This window comes from Moraxella sp. CTOTU46711 (assembly GCF_031975715.1).
In the GTDB taxonomy this organism is placed as follows: Bacteria; Pseudomonadota; Gammaproteobacteria; order Pseudomonadales; family Moraxellaceae; genus Faucicola.
Genome location: NZ_DALYMP010000011.1, coordinates 1 through 19,858 on the forward strand (window position 1 = coordinate 1; position 19,858 = coordinate 19,858).

At 43.2% G+C, this 19,858-nt stretch carries 17 protein-coding genes and 2 tRNA genes (1 of these 19 cut by a window edge); 14 read left to right on the forward strand and 5 right to left on the reverse strand.

Features of this window, described 5'->3' with window-relative positions:
- The coding region (locus RTJ53_RS10950; protein WP_312276952.1) for a ComEC/Rec2 family competence protein at positions 1–1,475 on the reverse strand (1,475 nt) is incomplete at its 3' end.
- Between the two features lie 102 nt (positions 1,476–1,577).
- On the opposite strand from RTJ53_RS10950, the gene RTJ53_RS10955 reads away from it, so the two are divergent.
- Positions 1,578–2,402: a YdcF family protein gene (locus RTJ53_RS10955; protein WP_312276953.1), complete on the forward strand. Its 825-nt coding sequence runs from the start codon at positions 1,578–1,580 to the stop codon at positions 2,400–2,402.
- Here the strand turns inward: RTJ53_RS10955 and lolD are convergent.
- Positions 2,399–3,076 (reverse strand): lipoprotein-releasing ABC transporter ATP-binding protein LolD, encoded by a 678-nt coding sequence (lolD, locus tag RTJ53_RS10960; RefSeq protein ID WP_282841955.1) that lies wholly within the window; start codon positions 3,074–3,076, stop codon positions 2,399–2,401. The two genes, RTJ53_RS10955 and lolD, sit on opposite strands and share 4 nt — an antisense overlap.
- 9 nt (positions 3,077–3,085) lie before the next feature.
- Positions 3,086–4,321, reverse strand: coding sequence for a lipoprotein-releasing ABC transporter permease subunit (locus RTJ53_RS10965; RefSeq protein ID WP_065252986.1), 1,236 nt, complete (start codon positions 4,319–4,321; stop codon positions 3,086–3,088).
- 480 nt (positions 4,322–4,801) lie between these two features.
- Here RTJ53_RS10965 and RTJ53_RS10970 point away from each other — a divergent pair, with 480 nt between their 5' ends.
- Positions 4,802–5,779, forward strand: a complete 978-nt coding sequence (locus RTJ53_RS10970; RefSeq protein ID WP_312276954.1) for a hypothetical protein — start codon at positions 4,802–4,804, stop codon at positions 5,777–5,779.
- Positions 5,780–6,074: 295 nt separating this feature from the next.
- Complete coding sequence (locus tag RTJ53_RS10975) at positions 6,075–6,347, forward strand: hypothetical protein (RefSeq protein WP_312276955.1); 273 nt, start codon at positions 6,075–6,077, stop codon at positions 6,345–6,347.
- 35 nt (positions 6,348–6,382) lie between these two features.
- On the opposite strand, the gene RTJ53_RS10980 is transcribed toward RTJ53_RS10975, so the two are convergent.
- Complete coding sequence (locus RTJ53_RS10980; RefSeq protein WP_312276956.1) at positions 6,383–6,772, reverse strand: SCP2 sterol-binding domain-containing protein; 390 nt, start codon at positions 6,770–6,772, stop codon at positions 6,383–6,385.
- A 523-nt stretch (positions 6,773–7,295) separates the two neighbouring features.
- Here RTJ53_RS10980 and ccoN point away from each other — a divergent pair.
- The 4 genes from ccoN to ccoP are packed head-to-tail and all read left to right on the forward strand — an operon-like array spanning position 7,296 to position 10,744.
- Complete coding sequence (ccoN, locus tag RTJ53_RS10985; protein WP_312276957.1) at positions 7,296–8,768, forward strand: cytochrome-c oxidase, cbb3-type subunit I; 1,473 nt, start codon at positions 7,296–7,298, stop codon at positions 8,766–8,768.
- A gap of 10 nt (positions 8,769–8,778) precedes the next feature.
- Positions 8,779–9,396, forward strand: coding sequence for a cytochrome-c oxidase, cbb3-type subunit II (ccoO, locus tag RTJ53_RS10990; RefSeq protein ID WP_472795710.1), 618 nt, complete (start codon positions 8,779–8,781; stop codon positions 9,394–9,396).
- Complete coding sequence (locus tag RTJ53_RS10995; RefSeq protein ID WP_036597952.1) at positions 9,396–9,569, forward strand: cbb3-type cytochrome oxidase subunit 3; 174 nt, start codon at positions 9,396–9,398, stop codon at positions 9,567–9,569. The genes ccoO and RTJ53_RS10995 overlap by 1 nt, the downstream gene beginning before the upstream one ends.
- A complete protein-coding gene (ccoP, locus tag RTJ53_RS11000) occupies positions 9,566–10,744 on the forward strand; it encodes a cytochrome-c oxidase, cbb3-type subunit III (RefSeq protein ID WP_312276958.1) in 1,179 nt (392 codons plus the stop codon). The genes RTJ53_RS10995 and ccoP overlap by 4 nt, the downstream gene beginning before the upstream one ends.
- Before the next feature lie 76 nt (positions 10,745–10,820).
- On the opposite strand, the gene RTJ53_RS11005 is transcribed toward ccoP, so the two are convergent.
- Complete coding sequence (locus tag RTJ53_RS11005; RefSeq protein WP_312276959.1) at positions 10,821–11,174, reverse strand: Spx/MgsR family RNA polymerase-binding regulatory protein; 354 nt, start codon at positions 11,172–11,174, stop codon at positions 10,821–10,823.
- Between the two features lie 95 nt (positions 11,175–11,269).
- On the opposite strand from RTJ53_RS11005, the gene leuS reads away from it, so the two are divergent.
- From leuS to RTJ53_RS11040, 7 genes are all read left to right on the forward strand, one after another.
- Complete coding sequence (leuS, locus tag RTJ53_RS11010; RefSeq protein WP_312276960.1) at positions 11,270–13,930, forward strand: leucine--tRNA ligase; 2,661 nt, start codon at positions 11,270–11,272, stop codon at positions 13,928–13,930.
- Between the two features lie 109 nt (positions 13,931–14,039).
- Positions 14,040–14,606, forward strand: a complete 567-nt coding sequence (locus RTJ53_RS11015) for an LPS-assembly lipoprotein LptE (protein ID WP_312276961.1) — start codon at positions 14,040–14,042, stop codon at positions 14,604–14,606.
- Between the two features lie 29 nt (positions 14,607–14,635).
- Complete coding sequence (gene holA / locus RTJ53_RS11020) at positions 14,636–15,655, forward strand: DNA polymerase III subunit delta (RefSeq protein WP_312276962.1); 1,020 nt, start codon at positions 14,636–14,638, stop codon at positions 15,653–15,655.
- A gap of 295 nt (positions 15,656–15,950) precedes the next feature.
- A complete protein-coding gene (locus RTJ53_RS11025) occupies positions 15,951–17,264 on the forward strand; it encodes an efflux RND transporter periplasmic adaptor subunit (RefSeq protein WP_312276963.1) in 1,314 nt (437 codons plus the stop codon).
- Positions 17,265–17,360: 96 nt separating this feature from the next.
- Positions 17,361–19,343, forward strand: coding sequence for a MacB family efflux pump subunit (locus RTJ53_RS11030; protein WP_312276964.1), 1,983 nt, complete (start codon positions 17,361–17,363; stop codon positions 19,341–19,343).
- 258 nt (positions 19,344–19,601) lie between these two features.
- Positions 19,602–19,677: transfer RNA gene (locus RTJ53_RS11035), tRNA-Lys, on the forward strand.
- A gap of 126 nt (positions 19,678–19,803) precedes the next feature.
- Positions 19,804–19,858: transfer RNA gene (locus RTJ53_RS11040), tRNA-Lys, on the forward strand (it continues 121 nt past the right edge of the window).

Genomic DNA, 19,858 nt, shown 5'->3' on the forward strand with positions numbered 1-19,858 from the left:
TGACTAACATCCTTAATTTCAATGGCGCTAACTGTCCCTATTGTCTCGCTAAATTTTAACAGTAAAACCACCGCCACAAAGGACAACCAAAACCCTGCTTGCCCGACAGCCATCGGCTCAAGCCAAATCATGCCTAGCGCAACCCACGCCAACAGCCGATAAGCAGAAAAATTAACCAATAACTGTTTCGACAGCGTAAGCAGTAACAGCATCCAAAATGTCCTCTGGGCAGGTATCTCAAAACCCACCAGCAGCGCATAAAACCCTGCCATCACCACACTCACCCAAAGCACCAATAAACTACTCGGTAATTTGACCAACAACTGGGGCGCAAGCCATTTAGCGAGCCATAATACAAAAACAGATACGATAGCGGCGAGCATCAACACATGCGGCCCTGAAATTGCCAATAAATGGCTAATTCCCGTGACTTGATAGCGGTTCTTAAGGTCGCTATCCATCAGGCTTTTATCACCCGTTAACAGTCCCAATAAGATTCCATGGCTTTGGATAGCATTTTGAATAGAACTCTGACTAGAACTTTGACCAGAAGTTTGAAAAGCAGGTTGGGCAGTATCGTTTTTAGCATTGACTATAGAAGTCGATTGTTTCAGCAGGGTTTTATGCAAATTGGCGAGAATTTTTTGGCGTAGTTGCCAGCGCAATTGTTCGATAGCAATAACCATACGGTCTTTGACATGGGATGGGTTAAATTCCCGTAGGCTCGTTTTTTCAATACCAATTATCACTCCCTTTGCTTGCACGTCCCGCTGCCTTAACCATTGCGCTTCATCAAATCCTAGTATGAGCGGTTTGGCATTGCTGGGTAAGCTCGTAGGCTTAGGCTTTGCAATAGGCTCAAGCTGTAATTTTACGTTAAGCTGCATCCCAGGTCTTAACTGCGACAGAGTCGCTTCCCATTCAGGGTTATCTTTGATGTTAGCGCTAATCAGTGCCGTTAGCGGTGGTTGAGGGGTTGCTGACGATACATTAGCATCACCGCCCCTATCAACGCGAACTTGCAGGATTTGTTTGATGAAACCATTGCCAATCAGGGCATTATCATTTGATAATCGGCTCATTTGGCTCACCGTATCGCTGATTTGATGCGATTCAACGATAGCATCCACTGTGAGCGCTGACGGCAATAACGCGTCTTCATAGCGCTTATAATGATAGAAACCGTAACTGGCACTCACCATGAGCGTCAGCAAAAAGATAAAGCTTGATAATAACAATAAGGCAAAACGGTAGGCGAATGCAGGGTTTGACGATGCTCTTTTTAGCTGTTTACGGTTGCAGCCATGGTATAAACCTACATTGATTAGCAGCGCTATCAATAGTACTACTGATAACATCTGCCAAATTTTTGCATCATAATTGGCTAGCGCAGAACCTATCATCAAGGGTTGGTTTGCTAGTGTATTTACCACTAAAAAACCCAACAAACTGGCAACCGTGATGAGCCAAATCATGTTTCATCCCTAATAAAGATAGCGATAGCCCGCTACTTCCCTTACAATTATCGAATGAGCGATATAGTAAAACAAATAGCAACTTTTGGAAATTATTAATCGATGTTGACTCAATTTAGTAGCGGCAATGACAATGCCTCTGTGTTCGGCAAAAAAAGTATTCAAATCAGTCTAGGAATTGCAGGATTAATACTGGTTGTTGACTGCGGGCTATTGCTGGCCAATCGTGTTTTTCATATTGGCACCCTAGTGCCATTGGGCATAGGGCTAATTTTTTTAGGCCATGCGGTATATTGGGAGCGTATCCAACTTTATTTGGCGTCACAGCCGTCATTAAAAAAACTATGGCAGCTGGTTTGGCTACTATTTTTTGTCTGGTTGATAAGTTTTTGTGTCTTTATCAGCTATTTAAAACAGCACTTTAACACCGATAACCATCCTAAAGCAGCGCAAGCGATTATTGTCTTAGGTGGCGGAACAAAAGATAATAAGCCGACCGATGCGGTAAAACTGCGTTTGGATAAAGCATCTGAAGTCATCAAGCGTTTTGCAAACGCACTTGTGATAACCAGTGGTGGTTTTGATGCGGGGGAGGATGTCAGTGAAGCCAAAGCGATGGCGGACTATTTACATGATACCTATGGTATCAGCTTGGCGCATATTGCGCTTGAAGAACAAAGCACCAGTACCGAGCTTAACTTTGTCCATAGCAAAAAAATTTTAGCGCAGCAAGGGATTGCCTTAAATCAGCCGATAATCGCAGTCACCAGTGATTTTCACACCTTGCGCGCAAGCCTTATTGGCAAACGACAAGGATATACCAATTTACAGGTGGTCGGGTCTGACACCCCTTGGTATATCCGTCCAAATGTGTGGTTTCGCGAATACTTTGCTTTTATCAGCGGTTGGCTACTCGATGAGTATTAAGCCACCCACGTACCATTTTGTAACGCCAATTGTTTATCCGCTAACTGTGCCAATTGCCGGTCATGGGTGACCATCAATAGCGCCGTATTAAAATCTTTTTGTAGTTCTGATAGGATTTCAAACACCGCCTGTGCATTGGCATAGTCTAAGTTCCCTGTGGGCTCATCTGCCAGTATTAATGAAGGCTTTGTCACCAGCGCCCTAGCAATCGCCACCCGTTGACGTTCACCGCCAGACAGCTCGCCTGGGCGATGGGTCAGCCGATGCCCCAACCCTACTTTTTCCAGTAATTCAATAGACTGTTGACGCGCCGCTGCAATTGGCACTGCTTTTCGCATCAATAGCGGCATTGCCACATTTTCAATGGCAGTAAACTCCGCTAACAAATGGTGAAACTGATAAATAAAGCCCAAATGTTGGTTACGAAGCTCACCGCGCTGGGTTTCATTCAGATCATTGATGCGTTGCCCATGTAACCAAACTTCCCCACTGGTCGGCACATCTAAGCCACCCAAGATATGTAGTAAGGTACTTTTACCCGACCCACTCGTACCAACAATGGCGATGCGCTCGCCACTGTTAATACTGATATCCAAATGATTGAGCACATTCGTGGTGGTTTTACCATCCTGATAGGTCTTGGTGATATTGTTTCCTGTTAAAATCGCCGTCATGGCTCACTCCTATTCATAACGCAATGTTTGAGCCGGTTGAATGCTAGCTGCTCGGCGTGCTGGGTAAATGGTTGCCACAAAACTTATTACCAGCGAGGCTACCACGATGATGGATACGTCTTTCCATTCAAGTTGTGAAGGTAAATAGTTGACAAAATACGCATCAAATAAATGTAACCCAAATAAATTATTGATACCGCCTACCACATCGCTCACGGTCAACGCTAAAATCACGCCCAAAATAGTTCCCGCGACGGTACCAATCACCCCGATAAACAATCCTTGCACCATAAACACTTGGGTGATGAGCTTAGGCGACGCACCAAAGGTTTTTAAAATCGCAATATCCGCCTTTTTATCAGTCACCAGCATCACCAAGGATGAGACGATGTTAAATGCAGCAACCAAAATAATCAAAAACAGCAATAACCCCACCATGGCTTTTTCCATTTGGATGGCACCAAATAAATTCCCATGCGTCGATGTCCAGTCACTAGGCATGAGCATATTGGGTGCAAGGCTCGCTGCTTGCTGAGCCACTTGGGGTGCGGCAAACAAATCCTTTAGCTTCATGCGAATACCTTGCGCTCCCGCAGGCAGACGCAATAACGTAGCCGCATCATTCATCGGGATGAATGCCATAATATTGTTGACTTCAGGGCTGATATCATACACCCCTGTGACGGTAAAACGCTTAAAGCGCGGAATCACGCCAGCAGGCGATGGCGAGGCTTCTGGCAATACTAGCGTGACCATATCGCCTTGTTTCACCCCCAGTGAATCCGCCATTTGCTTGCCAATCACAATGTCAAATTGACCTGCTTTTAGACTATCGACACTACCACTTTCCATATGCTGATGAATAATCGAGACTTTTTTCTCATAGCTTGGCTCAATACCTGTCACCATGATACCTGCGACTTGTCCATTCGCGGTGAGCATACCCTGTAATTGGATAAAAGGTGCGACGGCTTCAACTTTGGGGTTTTTTTGAATCGTTTGCGCTAGCGTCTGCCAATTTGGGATAATTTCACTGGCAGTGACAGTGGCTTGCGGCACCATCCCCAAAATACGACTCTTAAGTTCGCGGTCAAAGCCATTCATCACCGATAATACGGTAATGAGCACGGCGACGCCAAGTGTCAAACCCACCATTGAAATCAAAGAAATAAAAGAAATAAATCGGTTACTTCGCTCAGCACGGGTATACCGTAATCCTAAAAACAAAGCCAACGGTCGAAACATAGCATTCCTAAAAATTATCACTATTTTGATGATACCAGCAGGCAAAGAAATAGCTTATGTTCAAAACCATTATTTAAGCCCGCTAAAAGCGTGTTAGTCTGACACACTTTTTTACCATTTTGGCAAAAGTTTTTTTGCAATTTTGCTAAAAATTCGCAGAATCAAACATATCTGCGCAATAAATTGTGGATGATTTAAGCAAAATAAGGTGAAAAAATTCTGCATGTCCCCATTAACATAGCAGAATTAAATTTCATCTCTGCTTAATCAAGGGTTAATCCATTGTTAACAGATAGTTTAATAGCTGATACTCGTTAATTTAATCGCGATGATTTGAAGGCTGATATTAGCCTATTGATAGCTGATAATGTAATCATTAAAATTTTGATAAATATCGTGACAGCTGTTTAGTTTATTAAGTTTGTTTGCAACATAAGCCTGTTGTTACTGATAAACCTGTTGTTACTTAAAGGACGTCTTATGACCAATACTCACCAACCCCCTTCTTCAAATGCCCCCAATACGATTAGTCTAAACTGTGATCAAGTGGTTGGTCATGCAGATCACTGGTCATGTTTTACCAACAATATTCCCGATGACGTCCCAAATTGGTTGCAATCGCATATCGATACTGCCACTATGCCTACCCCGCTAAAGACTACCAACGCCACGTCTTCGCATATTTTACTATCAGGTAATCAGCCAATTCATGTCAATCAAGTGATTGAAATTGATAGCAATCGCTCACCCAAACGTTTGATTAATGCGTTTCCTTGTGTCAATAGTCCGTATGGGCAATGGGTCACTATTGAAGGTGTCTATAAATGTGACAATCAGATAGAGGCGATTTTGCGCTTAAAAACTGATGACAATACCGTACTGTATGTATTTGACCAGTATTATGCCATCAATGCGCACAACTATGAAAAAAATCACCGCTACTTAATCAATCTGAGTGCATTTGCTTACACCGTAAGCTTGAGTAACCGCTCAGAAACCATTGTGGTTGATGAGCCTGAAGCGATTCGCTATCACCGCGCTTTTAATGATATTTTGACCAAAAATAATAACGTTGCCCCAAAAGACCTTGAAGCCCAAATCGCCGCTTGGCAACCTAGTGAAAACGACTTGCCGCTTGAGCCAATTGAAATCAACGTCGGTCACATGTGTGCTTATTTATTTGGTGAAACCATCGGGCAACAAGATGAAGCCTGGTGTCAAGGTCAAATTATTGGCAAACAAACTGCCAGCTTTAATGGGGTTGAATTTGTGTTGCTTGATGTGGTGATATTACGTGAAAGCCTTGATAATCCTGTTGTTATTCGTTTAGCGGTCAATGCCGATAACATCGACTCAACCATTCAAGTCAACGATTATATTCAAGCCAATATTTGGCTACAGGGGACTATTTTTATGGAAAACCAGAAAAAAGCAGCCACCAATTATAGAGCGTTTTAAGCCATTCCCCTGTAAGATTATTGATTAATTTTCTCGAAGCCACTGCCGACTATGACAGTGGCTTTGTTATTTTGTAAATAAATGTAAATTTATCCCGTTATTTTATTTAATTCATTGAATTGACTATAATTTTATATTATCGTTATTTTAAGTTTAATTTTAATCAATTTTTACCCATTAACGTCATGAATCATATAGCGGCTCAGTCATAAATCCTATAGTGGCTCAACAGCCTACCCAATATCAGCCGCTAACGTTTGTGAGTGTTATACCAGTTATTTTGGGAAGATTACCCATGCCAAATCAGTCGACTAAATCCGCAGTTTCTACTTCAGACGCTATCCAAACCCAGACTGGATTGGTAAATCACAGCCCACTCCCACTATCTGCTCAAACGACCCAAACCACCTTAGCCACTCAAACCAGCTTAGTCAATGGTCTGATGGTTTATACTACAGGTTTGCTACTGTACCCCACCCAAGCACGCGATAAAAAAAATCACCGAATATTATCGATGATTTTCTTTGTGCTCGGGGTGTTAGTAATATTTCGGTTAGCACACGGATAATGCTCGCAATATCCTAAATTATTTGATCAGCCCGATTACACTTGTGTATTTGCTAAGATGTCTTTGAAAAGCTGTTTTTGCTCAGCGCTTGGGCTTGCGGTTTGGATAGACATTAATTGTCCCATATCGCCTTCGACGCGGATTTTTCCAGACATAAAGGCTTCCATCGCACGGTTCATATCACGATCTAAAAATATCGCTTTTAAGGTATCGGCATCAAGTTTTAAGGTGGTTAAAGCGCCATCTTTCAAACCCTGATGAATGGTCCCATCATAAAAAGCTGCATTGACTTCTTGATTGTCGCTATCTGTGACTTGTAAATTAATCGACATGTTTTTAATCGCGGGTGGTAGGTTTAGCTCACCTGCTTTGTTGGTTAATTCGTCAACTTTATCAAACCATTCTTGTGTTAAAATTTTAGCCATTTTAAATCCTCATTATCGTTAGTTGTATTAGAACTTGTGCATCTTACCGAGATTTTGTATGAATGACAATTCTCTAACGCATAATAAACCTATTTCTAGAACAACGATAATGGCACTCGGTTAACCATTTTTAGCATTGTTACTAGATAGTATATGGGATGTTAAAAAAATCCCCACAATTTACATGGTTTTTTTTATTTTTCATATTATAATGGTTGGTATGTAATTTTTTTTTGCGCTATGAACGTTACATTAGATGATATTTAGCAAAGATTAAGTTACAATACTTGGTGAGAATCGTGAGTTTGAGCCTATTTTACTGCTTGTAAATTTACTGTTTTGCGTCAAGATTTAGCCGCTAATTTCTTTAAAATTCATCGTGAAACTAGCCACTAAACAGTTAGCCTATCTTATAAAAAAATAACTAGTGCCAACGCCTCTGACCTGATAGTTTTATTGACAGGCACAAAGGAGATTTCTGCTTAAACTTGTTGATAATATAGGCTGTAAAGGAAATCATCGAATGAATTTACAAAACACAGCAATACCTATTACCGATGATTATGAAGTGGACATCATTAAGTTGTTCTCAATCATGGCGGTAGTATATGGTATTATCGGTATGGCAATTGGGGTGTTCATTGCATCACAATTGGCATGGCCTGCCCTCAATTTTGGTATCCCTTGGCTAACATTTAGCCACTTGCGTCCATTGCACACCAACGCGGTGATTTTTGCATTTGGTGGTTGTGCGTTATTCGCAACTTCATATTATATCGTTCAAAGAACGTGTAAAACGCGTTTATTCGCACCTTATCTAGCCTGGTTCACCTTTTGGGGATGGAATCTCGTTATTGTTGGCGCAATTATTACCCTACCCTTGGGTTTAACCTCAGCGAAAGAATATGCTGAGCTTGAATGGCCCATTGATATTTTAATTGCCGTGGTGTGGATATCTTATGCTATTGTGTTTTTTGGTACGTTATTGAAACGCAAAACCTCGCATATCTATGTTGCTAACTGGTTCTTTGCTGCATTTATTTTGACCATTGCGTTACTGCATATTGTCAATAGTATGTCAATCCCTCTGAGCTTTTGGAAGTCATATTCCTTGTTTGGCGGTGCGACTGACGCTATGGTGCAATGGTGGTATGGTCACAACGCCGTAGGTTTTTACTTAACAGCCGCGTTTTTGGGTATGATGTATTACTTTGTGCCTGTACAAATCGGTCGTCCTGTTTACTCCTATCGTTTATCTATCATCCACTTTTGGGCGTTAATTGCGTCTTATATGTGGGCGGGTGGTCACCATCTTCATTATTCAGCACTCCCTGACTGGGCACAGTCTTTAGGGATGGTATTTTCTATCATTTTATTTGCGCCTTCATGGGGCGGTATGATTAATGGTGTACTTACCTTATCTGGCAGCTGGGATAAACTTCGCACAGACCCTATTATTCGTTTCTTGATTGTTGCACTGTCATTCTATGCGATGTCAACGTTTGAAGGTCCGATGATGTCAATCAAAACCGTCAATGCGCTTTCTCATGATACTGACTGGACAATAGGTCACGTGCATTCTGGTGCGTTAGGCTGGGTTGGTATGATTACGGTTGGTTCATTATATGTATTGATTCCACGTATTTGGAACAAACAAAAAATGTATTCAACTGACTTAATTACCACGCATTTTTGGCTGGCTACTGCAGGTACTATTTTCTACATCGTATCGCTTTGGATTTCAGGTATTGGTCAAGGTATGATGTGGCGTGCTACAAATCCAGATGGAACACTGGTGTATAGTTTCGTTGATACTGTCTTGTTCTCGCACTATCCTTACATTGGTCGTGCATTTGGTGGTTTATTGTATGTCACAGGTATGGTCGTTATGGCTTACAACGTCTACAAAACTATCACGATGCCAAGCACTAAAACTGTTGAAGTAGCGGATACCACTACACCTGTAGTAGAAACTGCTACCGCAAAACAGATTTAAGGAGAGACTCATGCAAATCAATCATGAAATTATTGAAAAAAACACGGGTCTTCTACTTATCCTAATCGTTGTAGCTATTAGTTTTGCGACTTTGGTAGAAATCGTGCCATTGATTTATACCAAAGAAGTTAACCAACCTTTACCCAATATGAAGCCATGGACTGCCCTTGAGATGGAAGGTCGTGATATTTATATTCGTGAAGGCTGTCACGTCTGTCATACCCAAATGGTTCGTCCTCTTCGGGCTGAAGTGGAACGTTATGGACCTTATTCGCGCGCTGCTGAATCCGCTTGGGATCATCCCTTCTTATGGGGTTCTAAACGTACTGGACCTGATCTTGCGCGTGTGGGCGGACGCTATTCTGATGACTGGCAACGTGAACACTTGATTAACCCACAATCATTGGTACCTGAGTCTGTGATGCCATCATTTGCTTGGTTAGCAAAAAACGACGTTAACCCTGACGAAGTACAAGCAAAAATGCGTCTTTTCCGTGACCATTTCGGTGTGCCATATAGCGATGCTGATATTGCAGGTGCACCTGATGCGGTACAAGGTAAAACTGAGCTTGATGCCGTTGTTGCGTATTTACAACAACTGGGCACTGCAATGAAAGGTCAACGTTAATGTTGGGCACATTACACAGTATCGCAACGGTCGCAGCGTTTATCGCTTTTATTGCGATTGTTTGGTGGGCTTACTCGCCAAAGAATCGCAAACGATTTGAAGAAGATGCAAAACTTGCGTTAGATGACGAAGACCTAACAGATGCATCACAACGCAATAAGGATAAAAAATGAGTGGATTTTGGAGTTTTTGGATAACCCTATTTTCCATCGCTTGTTGGGCTTGGATTTTGTGCTGGTTAGTCGGTGTGTTGGGTTATCGCCCAACCATGTCGGATGACGGCACCACAGGCCATGAATACGATGGTATCCAAGAGTTTGACCGTCCATTACCAAAATGGTGGTTAGCAATCTTTTGGGGTACATTAGCTTGGGCACTACTATACATGCTATTGTTCCCATCAGTAATGCCAGGCTCATGGAAAGGTATCACTACGGTAAAAGTAGATGGTCAAGATGTTCCTTGGACCAGTGCTAATGAATTAGCATCCGATCTTGAGCGCAATAATGCCGTATTTACTGGCACGTTCAATGATAAAATCTTAAAAGACAAAGCGGTAACTGCACAAATTGATAGCCTTGCTAAATTACAAGCACAGCAAGCTAAAAATGCAGAACCCAATGCCGAATTAAAATCGCAAATTGATAAAGGTATCGTAGGGCTGGCACCTGCCGTTCTAAAACTTTCTCAAGATCCTCAAGCGATTAAAATTGGTCAGCGTTTGTTCTTACAAAACTGTTCAGTGTGTCATGGCTCACAAGCGCATGGTGCACCGGGTTATCCAAACTTGACGGACAATGACTGGATTTATGGCGGTACACCCGATAAAATCTTGTTAACCCTTAATCATGGTCGCGTCGGTGGTATGCCAGCTTGGAAAGCGCAAATTGGTGAAGATGGTGTTCGCGCTGCAGCTGAATACGTACTATCACTATCACCCGGTCATGGCTCAAAAGAAAATGGTCAGTTGAACCAAACTTTGGTTAATCAAGGCAAGGCTATTTTTGATACCAACTGTGCGGTATGTCACGGTAAAGATGCCAAAGGTAATCATGATGTGGGTGCGTTGAATCTTACGGACGACACGTGGTTATATGGTGGCGACCGTGAAACGGTTCGTACTACGTTACGTAATGGTCGTGCCGGTGTGATGCCACATTGGGATACCAAACTGGGTAACGAGCGTATTATGTTATTGGCAGCGTATGTTTATTCATTAAGCGATCACAAACAAGACGCTTCTGTAATGACCCCACAAACTATTGTCAATAAAGAACGTGGTGCAGCCTCTACCCCAGTTGAAACTGCAAATGCGGTAAAATCTGCGGTTGCTAGTGCGGTAAAATAATTTTTACCCGCCACTTAAAAAAGCGAGTTTTAGTTACTCGCTTTTTTATTGCGGATTGACTTTTCCTTGCACCTATTTACTTGCCTAGTTTTTCAAAGGCAGTTTCATCAAACCCAATGATTAACTCATTGTCTGAGACGACAATCGGCCGCTTAATCATACTTGGCTGCGCTATCATCATATCTAACGCGGCATCCACATCTTGATTCATTTGGGCTTTTTGCGCATCGCTAAGGTTACGGTAGGTTGTGCCTTTGGTATTTAATACTTTATCTATACCTGCTCGCTTTACCCAATGGGCTAATGTCGGTTTGTCTATCGCCTGTTTTTTGTAGTCAAAAAACTCATAGTCCAAACCCAGTGCAGTTAATTTATCAAACGCCTTTTTCATGGTGCTACAGTTTTTGATACCATAGATGGTGATGCTCATATTGACTCCTTTTTTTATCGCAATTTCTACGGTTTTAGGCTATGCTATGGGGCTTAATATACTTTCCCATTCAAATACTGCAAATTCAGACCATTATGAGTAATTCAGCTTTAACCAGTCAATACCAACCCCAAGTTATCGAGCCCGCCCAACAACAAAAATGGGAACAGCAAAATCGCTATCAAGTGAACAATGCCGCATCAGATAAGCCATCACGTTATTTGCTGTCTATGTTTCCTTACCCCAGTGGTAAGCTGCATATGGGGCATGTGCGTAACTACACGATTAGTGATGTTTTGAGCCGTTACTATCGATTGAAAGGTTATGAAGTATTGCAGCCAATGGGCTGGGATGCGTTTGGTATGCCTGCAGAAAATGCAGCGATTGCCAACGCTGTCGCTCCTGCTGCGTGGACGTTTTCAAACATTGACAATATGCGCGCACAGCTTAAATCATTAGGACTATCGATTGACTGGTCACGTGAATTTGCCACTTGTACGCCCGAATACTACAAGTGGGAACAATGGCTATTTGTACAATTGTTCAAAAAAGGCTTGGTATACAAAAAACTCTCAACGGTGAATTGGGACCCTGTTGATAATACCGTCCTTGCCAATGAGCAAGTGGTGGATGGTCGCGGTTGGCGTTCAGGTGCGCTAATTGAAAAACGCGAAATCCCCATGTACTACTTTAACATCACCGCCTATGCAGACGAGCTGTTAAATGATTTGGATAAGCTAGAAGGTCATTGGCCACAGCAAGTAATTACCATGCAGCGCAACTGGATTGGTCGCTCTGAAGGCATGGAAATTCATTTCCCCTATACCTTAAATGGTGAAGAAAAAACCCTAGATGTATTTACTACCCGTCCTGATACCTTAATGGGTGTGACTTATGTATCGGTGGCGGCTGAGCATCCACTGGCAAAACACGCTGCCGCGACCAATCCTGCCCTACAAAGCTTTATTGAAGCCTGCAAAAAAGGCTCAGTTGCCGAAGCAGACTTAGCCAAAGCTGAAAAAATGGGTATGGACACGGGTCTGACTGTCACCCATCCGTTGACCGGTGAGCAAGTGCCTGTTTGGATCGCTAACTACGTCTTAATGAGCTACGGTTCTGGCGCTGTCATGGCAGTCCCTGCGCATGATGAACGCGACTTTGAATTTGCCAATAAATACCAGTTAGCTATCAAGCAAGTGATTGACCTAGAAGAGCCCCACAAGCAAGGTCAACAGTTTGATGCGACGACTTGGCAAGACTGGTATGGCGATAAGCAAAATGGCGTGGCTATTAACTCGGGCGAGCTAGACGGTTTAAATTTTAAACAAGCCTTTGACAAAATTTTAACCCAACTTGAGCCAAAAGGCTTGGGTAAAAAAACCATCAATTATCGGCTACGCGATTGGGGGGTATCTCGTCAGCGTTATTGGGGTTGCCCGATTCCGGTTATCAACTGTGCAGACTGCGGTACAGTACCTGTTCCTGAAAATCAGCTGCCTGTGGTATTACCCTTAGATGTGGTGCCCGATGGACGCGGCAATCCCCTCAACAATCTTGCTTCATTTACCGATGTCAACTGCCCATGTTGCGGTAAGCCTGCCAAACGTGAAACCGATACCTTTGATACTTTTGTAGAATCAAGCTGGTATTACGCGCGTTTTGCCTCACCCAATTATACCGATGGGATGATTAATAAAGTCGCAGCCGATAAATGGCTACCTGTAGATCAATATGTAGGTGGTGTTGAGCACGCCGTATTACATTTGCTGTATGCGCGTTTTTTCCACAAACTTATGCGTGATGAAGGCTTGGTGCAGGGTGATGAACCTTTTGCTAATTTACTCACCCAAGGCATGGTCTTGGCGGGTACTTATCTTCGCGAAAATGCCGATGGTAGCAAATCCTATTACTTTCCAGAAGAAGTTGATATCCGCTACAACGATAAAGGTCAGCCCATCGAAGCGACCTTAAAAGCCGATGGTCAGCCTGTCAAAATTGGCAAAATCGAAAAAATGTCGAAGTCAAAAAACAATGGTGTCGACCCACAAGCGACCATTGATCAATATGGCGCAGATACGGTTCGACTTTACACCATGTTTACCGCGCCTGTCGACCAGACGCTTGAATGGATTGACGATGGACTAAAAGGTCCGTATAACTTTTTGAAAAAAGTATGGCGTTATACCATCGAGCATGCCGAAACATTGGCACAACAATCTTTAACTGCAGCAACCTTATCGGTAACTGATACCCAGTCGCTAAGTAAAGCCGCTAAAAGTCTACGCCGTAAAACACATGATACGATCGGCAAATTAGATGACGCGTTTGGCAAAAATTTGGCGCTCAATACGCCTGTGTCATTTTTAATGGAACTGTCGAACGAACTTACCGCGTTTGAGATCGCTTCTGATAGCGATTTGGCGGTAGCCAATGAAGCACTCATAACATTATTGACCTTGCTCACTATGTACGCGCCGCACATGGCAGAAGTCCTACTTGAGCAGTTAGGGATTGATGTGATGACACTAACCTATCCAACCGTTGATACTTCAGCCTTGGTACAAGACACTATCACCATGGTGGTGCAAGTCAACGGCAAAATCCGTGGTCAAATGGATGTGGCGCCAAACAGTGACAGCGATTGGTTAAAAGCCGAAGCGAAACAACTCGACAGCGTCGCTAAATTTATCACCGGTGATATCGTCAAAGAAATCGTGGTGCCCAATAAACTGGTCAATATTGTGATAAAAGCCTAATTGACCACAAGGGCTTATTGGCAACCTAAGCCCTTTTTTACCTTGCAGCTTTATCTTTATAATAAAGCGTTATCACAAGCAATACCGACAATCATAGACAGGTAACTATATGAATAAGCCATTTTTTCGTATCATCCTAAGCAGTGTGTTACTGACGCAGCTACCTGCCTGTGGTTTTCACTTACGCGGTTATGACGCGCCCATGTCACAGAATATCCCAACCACTGAGCTGATTTTTAACAACACGCCTGAAGCCTATGCGGTTAAAAATTCGTTAAAAAAACAACTCGACCAGCTAAGCATTAACACCCAAGATAGGGTGATTGATAAAAATGCAACCAACCAATCAAATGCCACCTTGCCTGCCAGTATTGAAGTCAAAAACATTCGCCTGCAAAACTACCAGCTACGCGGTATTTTGACCGAAATTCGCATGGTGCTAAGCGCAGAGGTGACCTATCGCGCCATTGAAAATGGTCAACCTCGCACGCTGACCAATACGATTCAAGTACAGCGCAGCTATCAGTATGACCAAGGCGTGGTAGCCACTGACAATCCCCAAGCAGAGCAAATTAAAGTATGGTTGTATGATAACCTAGCACAGCGTATTGCTGACCAATATGTCGCACTAAGCCTTCCAAAAATCACCAAAGTGCCGACCGCAACTACCCCCTAACCCTACCTAACCTAATTGATAATACGCTGATGCAGTACAATTTTTTAAATGCCTTTCAACATCTCAAAAATAGCCAAGCCCCCGCCACTGGGGTGTGGCTAATGCATGGCGATGAAGAGTTGCTGTCACAGTGGCTGATAGAAAAAATGTCGCCCAATTGGCGGCAGCATAATATGGCAATTTCGCGCATGGATATTACCAGCGCCAAATCGTGGCAAGCGGTTTTGGCAGAGCTGAACAGTCTGTCACTGTTTGACGACAACAAAGCCATTATCGTTCACGGTAATCATAAACCCGATAAAGAGGCATTAGCAGAATTAGCGCAATTTGCGACAAGCAATCCGAGCAATTGCTTAGTCATTATCAGTGATAAATACGATAAAAAAAACCAAAGCAGTGCGTTTTTTTCGCTTTGCGATAAATTTGGTCACATCATCGAATGCCATCTTTATCAAGAGCAACAACGCGAACAACTGCTACAGCAACACGCCCAAGATTTTGGGCTCGAACTTACCAAACCCGCTTGGCAAATACTGATGGCACAAACTCAGCACAATTTGCTAGCGGCTTACCAAAGTCTGTGGCGACTCTCCTATCTCTATGCTACAACAGATGCGAGTCCTCCTACCCATTTTGTGACCATCGATGAGTCTCAGCTGTTTGATGGGTTGGTGAGTCAATCTATGTTTACCACCTTTGATTTATCGGATGCGATGTTGGCAGGTGATACCGCGCAGGTTGCAAAAATCTTGCAGCAACTCAAAGCCAGCGAAGAACCAGAGAGTTTGGTGTTATGGATGATAGCCAAAGATATGCGCAATATTTTAAGCTTGCAATCAGGGGCAAGCTATCAAAGCCTCGGCATTTGGCAAAGCAAGCAACAGCTGTATACTAAAGCCCTGCATCGTCATTCCCATGACGCTACCCGAAACTGGTCGGATGCACTGTACCAAGCCGACCAAGCCATCAAAGGTCTGGTGCAACAACCGGCTTGGGAGCTGCTCTACCAACTCGCTTTTCGTCTAGCGGGTCAACCGTTATTTCACTAGTTGCTTTAAAAGTTGCTTTTAAAAATGCTTTGCAGCCTATGCAATCTTTGCAGCCTTTCAAACAGCACACCCATCAAACCACCACACAATCCATCACCCCCCAAATTTTTAATGCGTTTTTCTTACTCATAACATTCATTTTATAATCGAGTAAGATTATGTGGTTATAATTTAAAATCCTTGCGACTTACCTATTTTTATTGCAATTTATTCTCATTTAGCTTTTAATACTTCGTGTTACAAAGCTGCATTTATTTAATTTTTTTCAATTGTTTATCCCTTGATAAGGCTTGGCATGATGACCGCTACCCAAAAAAAATGGCTCAAATGGGCAATCTTAAGTTTGATCGTTATTTCGCTGGCAGCGTTAGCTTATTGGTACTTTAAACCCAAACCCCAAAAACCCAATTACATCACCGCCAATGTCGAACGTAGCGATATTGAAAACAGTGTCATGTCCACGGGCAAAATTGAAGGCATTAAACAAGTGGATGTGGGCGCTCAGGTGTCAGGGGAAGTGACAAAATTGTATGTTGAAGTGGGTGATACGGTCAAAAAAGGCGATGTGATTGCTCAAATTGACCCAGTGACCCTGCAAAATACCTTAACCACGCAGCAAGCTACCTTACAGCAAAGCAAAGCGAATTTGGAAAGTACCAAGGCCGCCTATCAGACCAAACAAGCCGCGCTTGCCACAGCGCGAGCCGACTTGAAAGGTAAAATAGCAACCTTGCAACAATCGCAAACAGAATACAATCGCCTAAAATCCTTGCTTGCCATGAATGCCATCTCCAAACAAGAGCTGGAGCAAGCGGATACCGCTGTCAAAACAGCGCAAGCCAATGTAGACAGCGCCAGAGAAGCGATTGCGACTGCCCAAGCAAATATTGCCTCATCGCAAGCCGATATTGTTAGTGCACAACAAACCATAAAAAAATCGCAAACGGACGTCAATACGGCTGAAAAAAATCTTGGGTATAGCCAAATTGTTGCCCCGATGTCAGGCACGGTGATTTCTATTACCACCAAACAAGGGCAAACGGTGAACGCCAATCAATCAGCCCCCACCATTGTGACATTGGCAGATTTGAGCAGTGTGCGCGTCAAAGCCAAAATATCAGAAGCCGATGTCGTTAACCTCAAAGTAGGGTTACCTGTTTATTTCAATATCATTGGACGCCCAGATAAGAAATACCAAGCCACGCTGTCGACCATTGGACCTGCGCCCGATGGCACTACCGCCAGTGATTCATCGACGTCAACAGATTCGGCGATTTATTACATTGGTTATTTTACTGTCCCCAATCCTGATGGCGCGCTACGCATCAACATGACAGCGCAAGTCTATATTGTTGAAAATAAAGTCAGTAATGTGCTTAGCGTACCCGCTGCGGCAATCAAAACTGACCCAAAAATAGGCAGTTATGTTGAAGTCGTACAAGCCGATGGTACTACCAAAAAACAAGCGGTCAAAACAGGTGTCACCAATCGTATTACCACCCAAATTCTTAGCGGCGTCAACCAAGGGGATAAGGTGGTTGTGGGTCAAGCAACGGTGAGTAAATCAAGTTCATCGTCTAAAAATAATGGTGGTCCGCCGATGATGTAATCATCGGTAGATGATAACCCTAGATTGGAAACGTTGATTGTAACCTATGACGCATGCTAACCCTATGACGCATGCTAACTGTGAGATACACGGCTGATGATAACGCAAGACACCAAACAACCTGTCATGGAAGTGAAGGATTTAATCCGTGAATTCCCTGCAGGTGATGAAAAAATTCGGGTTTTACATGGGATTGACTTGACCATTTATGAAGGCGAAATGGTGGCAATTATCGGTCAATCAGGCTCGGGTAAATCCACCTTAATGAATATCTTAGGCTGCCTAGATCAGGCGACTGCGGGCAGTTACCACATCTATGGCAAAGCGGTGGACAAACTCAGCGCAGACGAACTTGCCGAGCTTCGCCGTGAGCATTTTGGGTTTATTTTTCAGCGCTATCATTTACTTGGTGACATCAACGCCCAAGACAATGTCGCCGTCCCTGCTGTGTATGCAGGGATGCCCGTGCGGCAACGTGAAGCGCGCGCCACCCAATTGTTAGACGACTTAGGACTTGCGGCAAAAACCCAAAATCGCCCGAGCCAACTCTCCGGTGGTCAACAACAGCGTGTGTCTATTGCTCGTGCGTTAATGAATGGTGGCGACATTATCCTGGCTGATGAACCGACTGGGGCATTAGACAGCCAATCGGGTAAAGATGTGATGGCGATTTTGAGAAATCTAAATAGCCAAGGTCATACCATCATTATGGTGACCCACGATCCTTCCATCGCTGCCCAAGCCGAACGCGTGATCGAAATCAAAGACGGACAGATTCTCAAAGATTATTATACCGACAATAGATTTGATAAAACCAAAGAGGTTCAACACCTAAATTTTGCCAAAAAATCTGGTGTTACCGCGTTTTTAGACCGATTATCTGAAGCCTTTAAGATGTCTGTTTTGGCGATGAAAGCCCATAAAATGCGGACATTGTTAACCATGTTAGGTATTATTATCGGTATTGCCTCTGTGGTATCGGTAGTGGGTCTAGGACAAGGTTCTCAACAAAAAATTCTCAATGATATCAGCTCATTAGGCACCAATACTTTAACCATACGAGATGGCTATAAATTTGGTGACCCTCGCCGTAAATACCATGATGATAATCTAACAGATGCCGATGCGAATGCTGTCGCAGAACAGCCTTATGTGCAAAGCGTCAGTCCACAAGTCAGCAGCAATAGCGCCACCGCCCGTTACCGCGAGACAGAAGCTTCTGTAAATGTCAGTGGCGTGGGTAAAGATTATCTAACGGTGAAAGGCGAAAAACTCGCGCTTGGGCAAACTTTTAATGACAATAGCATCACCTCGATGACCCAAGATGTGATTATTGACAATAATGCAAAAACCGCCTTTTTTGCCAATGTCAGCGACCCCATTGGTGAAGTGATGTTGGTGGGTAGTGTGCCCGCTCGCGTCATCGGTGTGCTGCAGCCATCTGAGCAAGCTTTTGGTCCAAGTTCGGACACCCCTACCCTGTATATGCCTTATACCACTGTGATGCGTAGAATGGTTGGCACCAGTCATGTAGATAGTTTTATTGTGCTATTAAAAAATACTATCTCGTCTAGTGCCGCTGAGCAAGCCGTTTCTGATTTGATAGAGCAGCGACACGGCACCGATGACTTTCGTATTCAAAACTCTGATTCAATTCGCCAGACGATTGAATCTACCACAGGCACGATGACATTATTGGTTTCATCGATAGCCATTATTTCTTTGATTGTTGGGGGTATTGGCGTCATGAATATCATGCTCGTCTCAGTCACTGAGCGCACCAGTGAAATTGGTGTGCGTATGGCAGTGGGCGCAAGGCAATCTGATATCATGCAGCAATTTTTGATAGAAGCGATTTTGGTGTGTATCTTGGGCGGGATTTTAGGAATTAGCCTAGCGTTTGGTATCGGCGCTTTAATTAACAAATTTGCAGGGGGTAATTTCCAAGTTGTGTATTCAACCACCTCCATTGTAGCGGCTGTGGTGTGTTCGACTCTCATTGGTGTGGTCTTTGGGTTTATTCCGGCGCGCAATGCCGCGAGACTCAATCCTGTTGATGCCTTATCAGGTGGTGAATAAAACTTTTATCACCTGATTAATCAACACCTAGCCAATCAAGATTCATCTAATCAAGGCTGGATAAGTTAAAGATTAAAGAGGTGAAAACGTATCATAAGTCGATGAATTTACGCCTCTATTTTGATGCAAATCTTTAGTTAAAAAAATTGTGCAAAAAGGCTTGCAAACCAAGATTTAATGCGTATAATATGCACTCACTTAACGGCAATAGCCAAAATAAAAACGTGAAAAATCGTTTTTGATTGCCTTAACAGTTTTGGATCGTTAGCTCAGTTGGTAGAGCAGTGGACTTTTAATCCATTGGTCCCGCGTTCGAGTCGCGGACGATCCACCATATTGTAAAAGTTTGACAATGTCGTTTTATGAATTTGACTTGTGAAATAAAAATTGCTTTAGCAAATCATAGATTTGCTCTTGCGAAGCTAAAAACGTCTTCCAGACGTTTTCTTAACGCTTATCAGGATCGTTAGCTCAGTTGGTAGAGCAGTGGACTTTTAATCCATTGGTCCCGCGTT

Bases quoted from the DNA above. Each gene is read 5' to 3' on its own strand.
- holA (WP_312276962.1), top strand. From the start codon at position 14,636: ATGCAGTACAATTTTTTAAATGCCTTTCAACATCTCAAAAATAGCCAA.
- RTJ53_RS11025 (WP_312276963.1), top strand. From the start codon at position 15,951: ATGATGACCGCTACCCAAAAAAAATGGCTCAAATGGGCAATCTTAAGT.
- RTJ53_RS10965 (WP_065252986.1), bottom strand. From the start codon at position 4,321: ATGTTTCGACCGTTGGCTTTGTTTTTAGGATTACGGTATACCCGTGCT.
- RTJ53_RS10955 (WP_312276953.1), top strand. From the start codon at position 1,578: ATGTTGACTCAATTTAGTAGCGGCAATGACAATGCCTCTGTGTTCGGC.
- ccoO (WP_472795710.1), top strand. From the start codon at position 8,779: ATGCAAATCAATCATGAAATTATTGAAAAAAACACGGGTCTTCTACTT.
- ccoN (WP_312276957.1), top strand. From the start codon at position 7,296: ATGAATTTACAAAACACAGCAATACCTATTACCGATGATTATGAAGTG.
- RTJ53_RS10970 (WP_312276954.1), top strand. From the start codon at position 4,802: ATGACCAATACTCACCAACCCCCTTCTTCAAATGCCCCCAATACGATT.
- RTJ53_RS11030 (WP_312276964.1), top strand. From the start codon at position 17,361: ATGATAACGCAAGACACCAAACAACCTGTCATGGAAGTGAAGGATTTA.
- RTJ53_RS11015 (WP_312276961.1), top strand. From the start codon at position 14,040: ATGAATAAGCCATTTTTTCGTATCATCCTAAGCAGTGTGTTACTGACG.
- ccoP (WP_312276958.1), top strand. From the start codon at position 9,566: ATGAGTGGATTTTGGAGTTTTTGGATAACCCTATTTTCCATCGCTTGT.
- RTJ53_RS10995 (WP_036597952.1), top strand. From the start codon at position 9,396: ATGTTGGGCACATTACACAGTATCGCAACGGTCGCAGCGTTTATCGCT.
- RTJ53_RS10975 (WP_312276955.1), top strand. From the start codon at position 6,075: ATGCCAAATCAGTCGACTAAATCCGCAGTTTCTACTTCAGACGCTATC.
- leuS (WP_312276960.1), top strand. From the start codon at position 11,270: ATGAGTAATTCAGCTTTAACCAGTCAATACCAACCCCAAGTTATCGAG.
- lolD (WP_282841955.1), bottom strand. From the start codon at position 3,076: ATGACGGCGATTTTAACAGGAAACAATATCACCAAGACCTATCAGGAT.
- RTJ53_RS11005 (WP_312276959.1), bottom strand. From the start codon at position 11,174: ATGAGCATCACCATCTATGGTATCAAAAACTGTAGCACCATGAAAAAG.
- RTJ53_RS10980 (WP_312276956.1), bottom strand. From the start codon at position 6,772: ATGGCTAAAATTTTAACACAAGAATGGTTTGATAAAGTTGACGAATTA.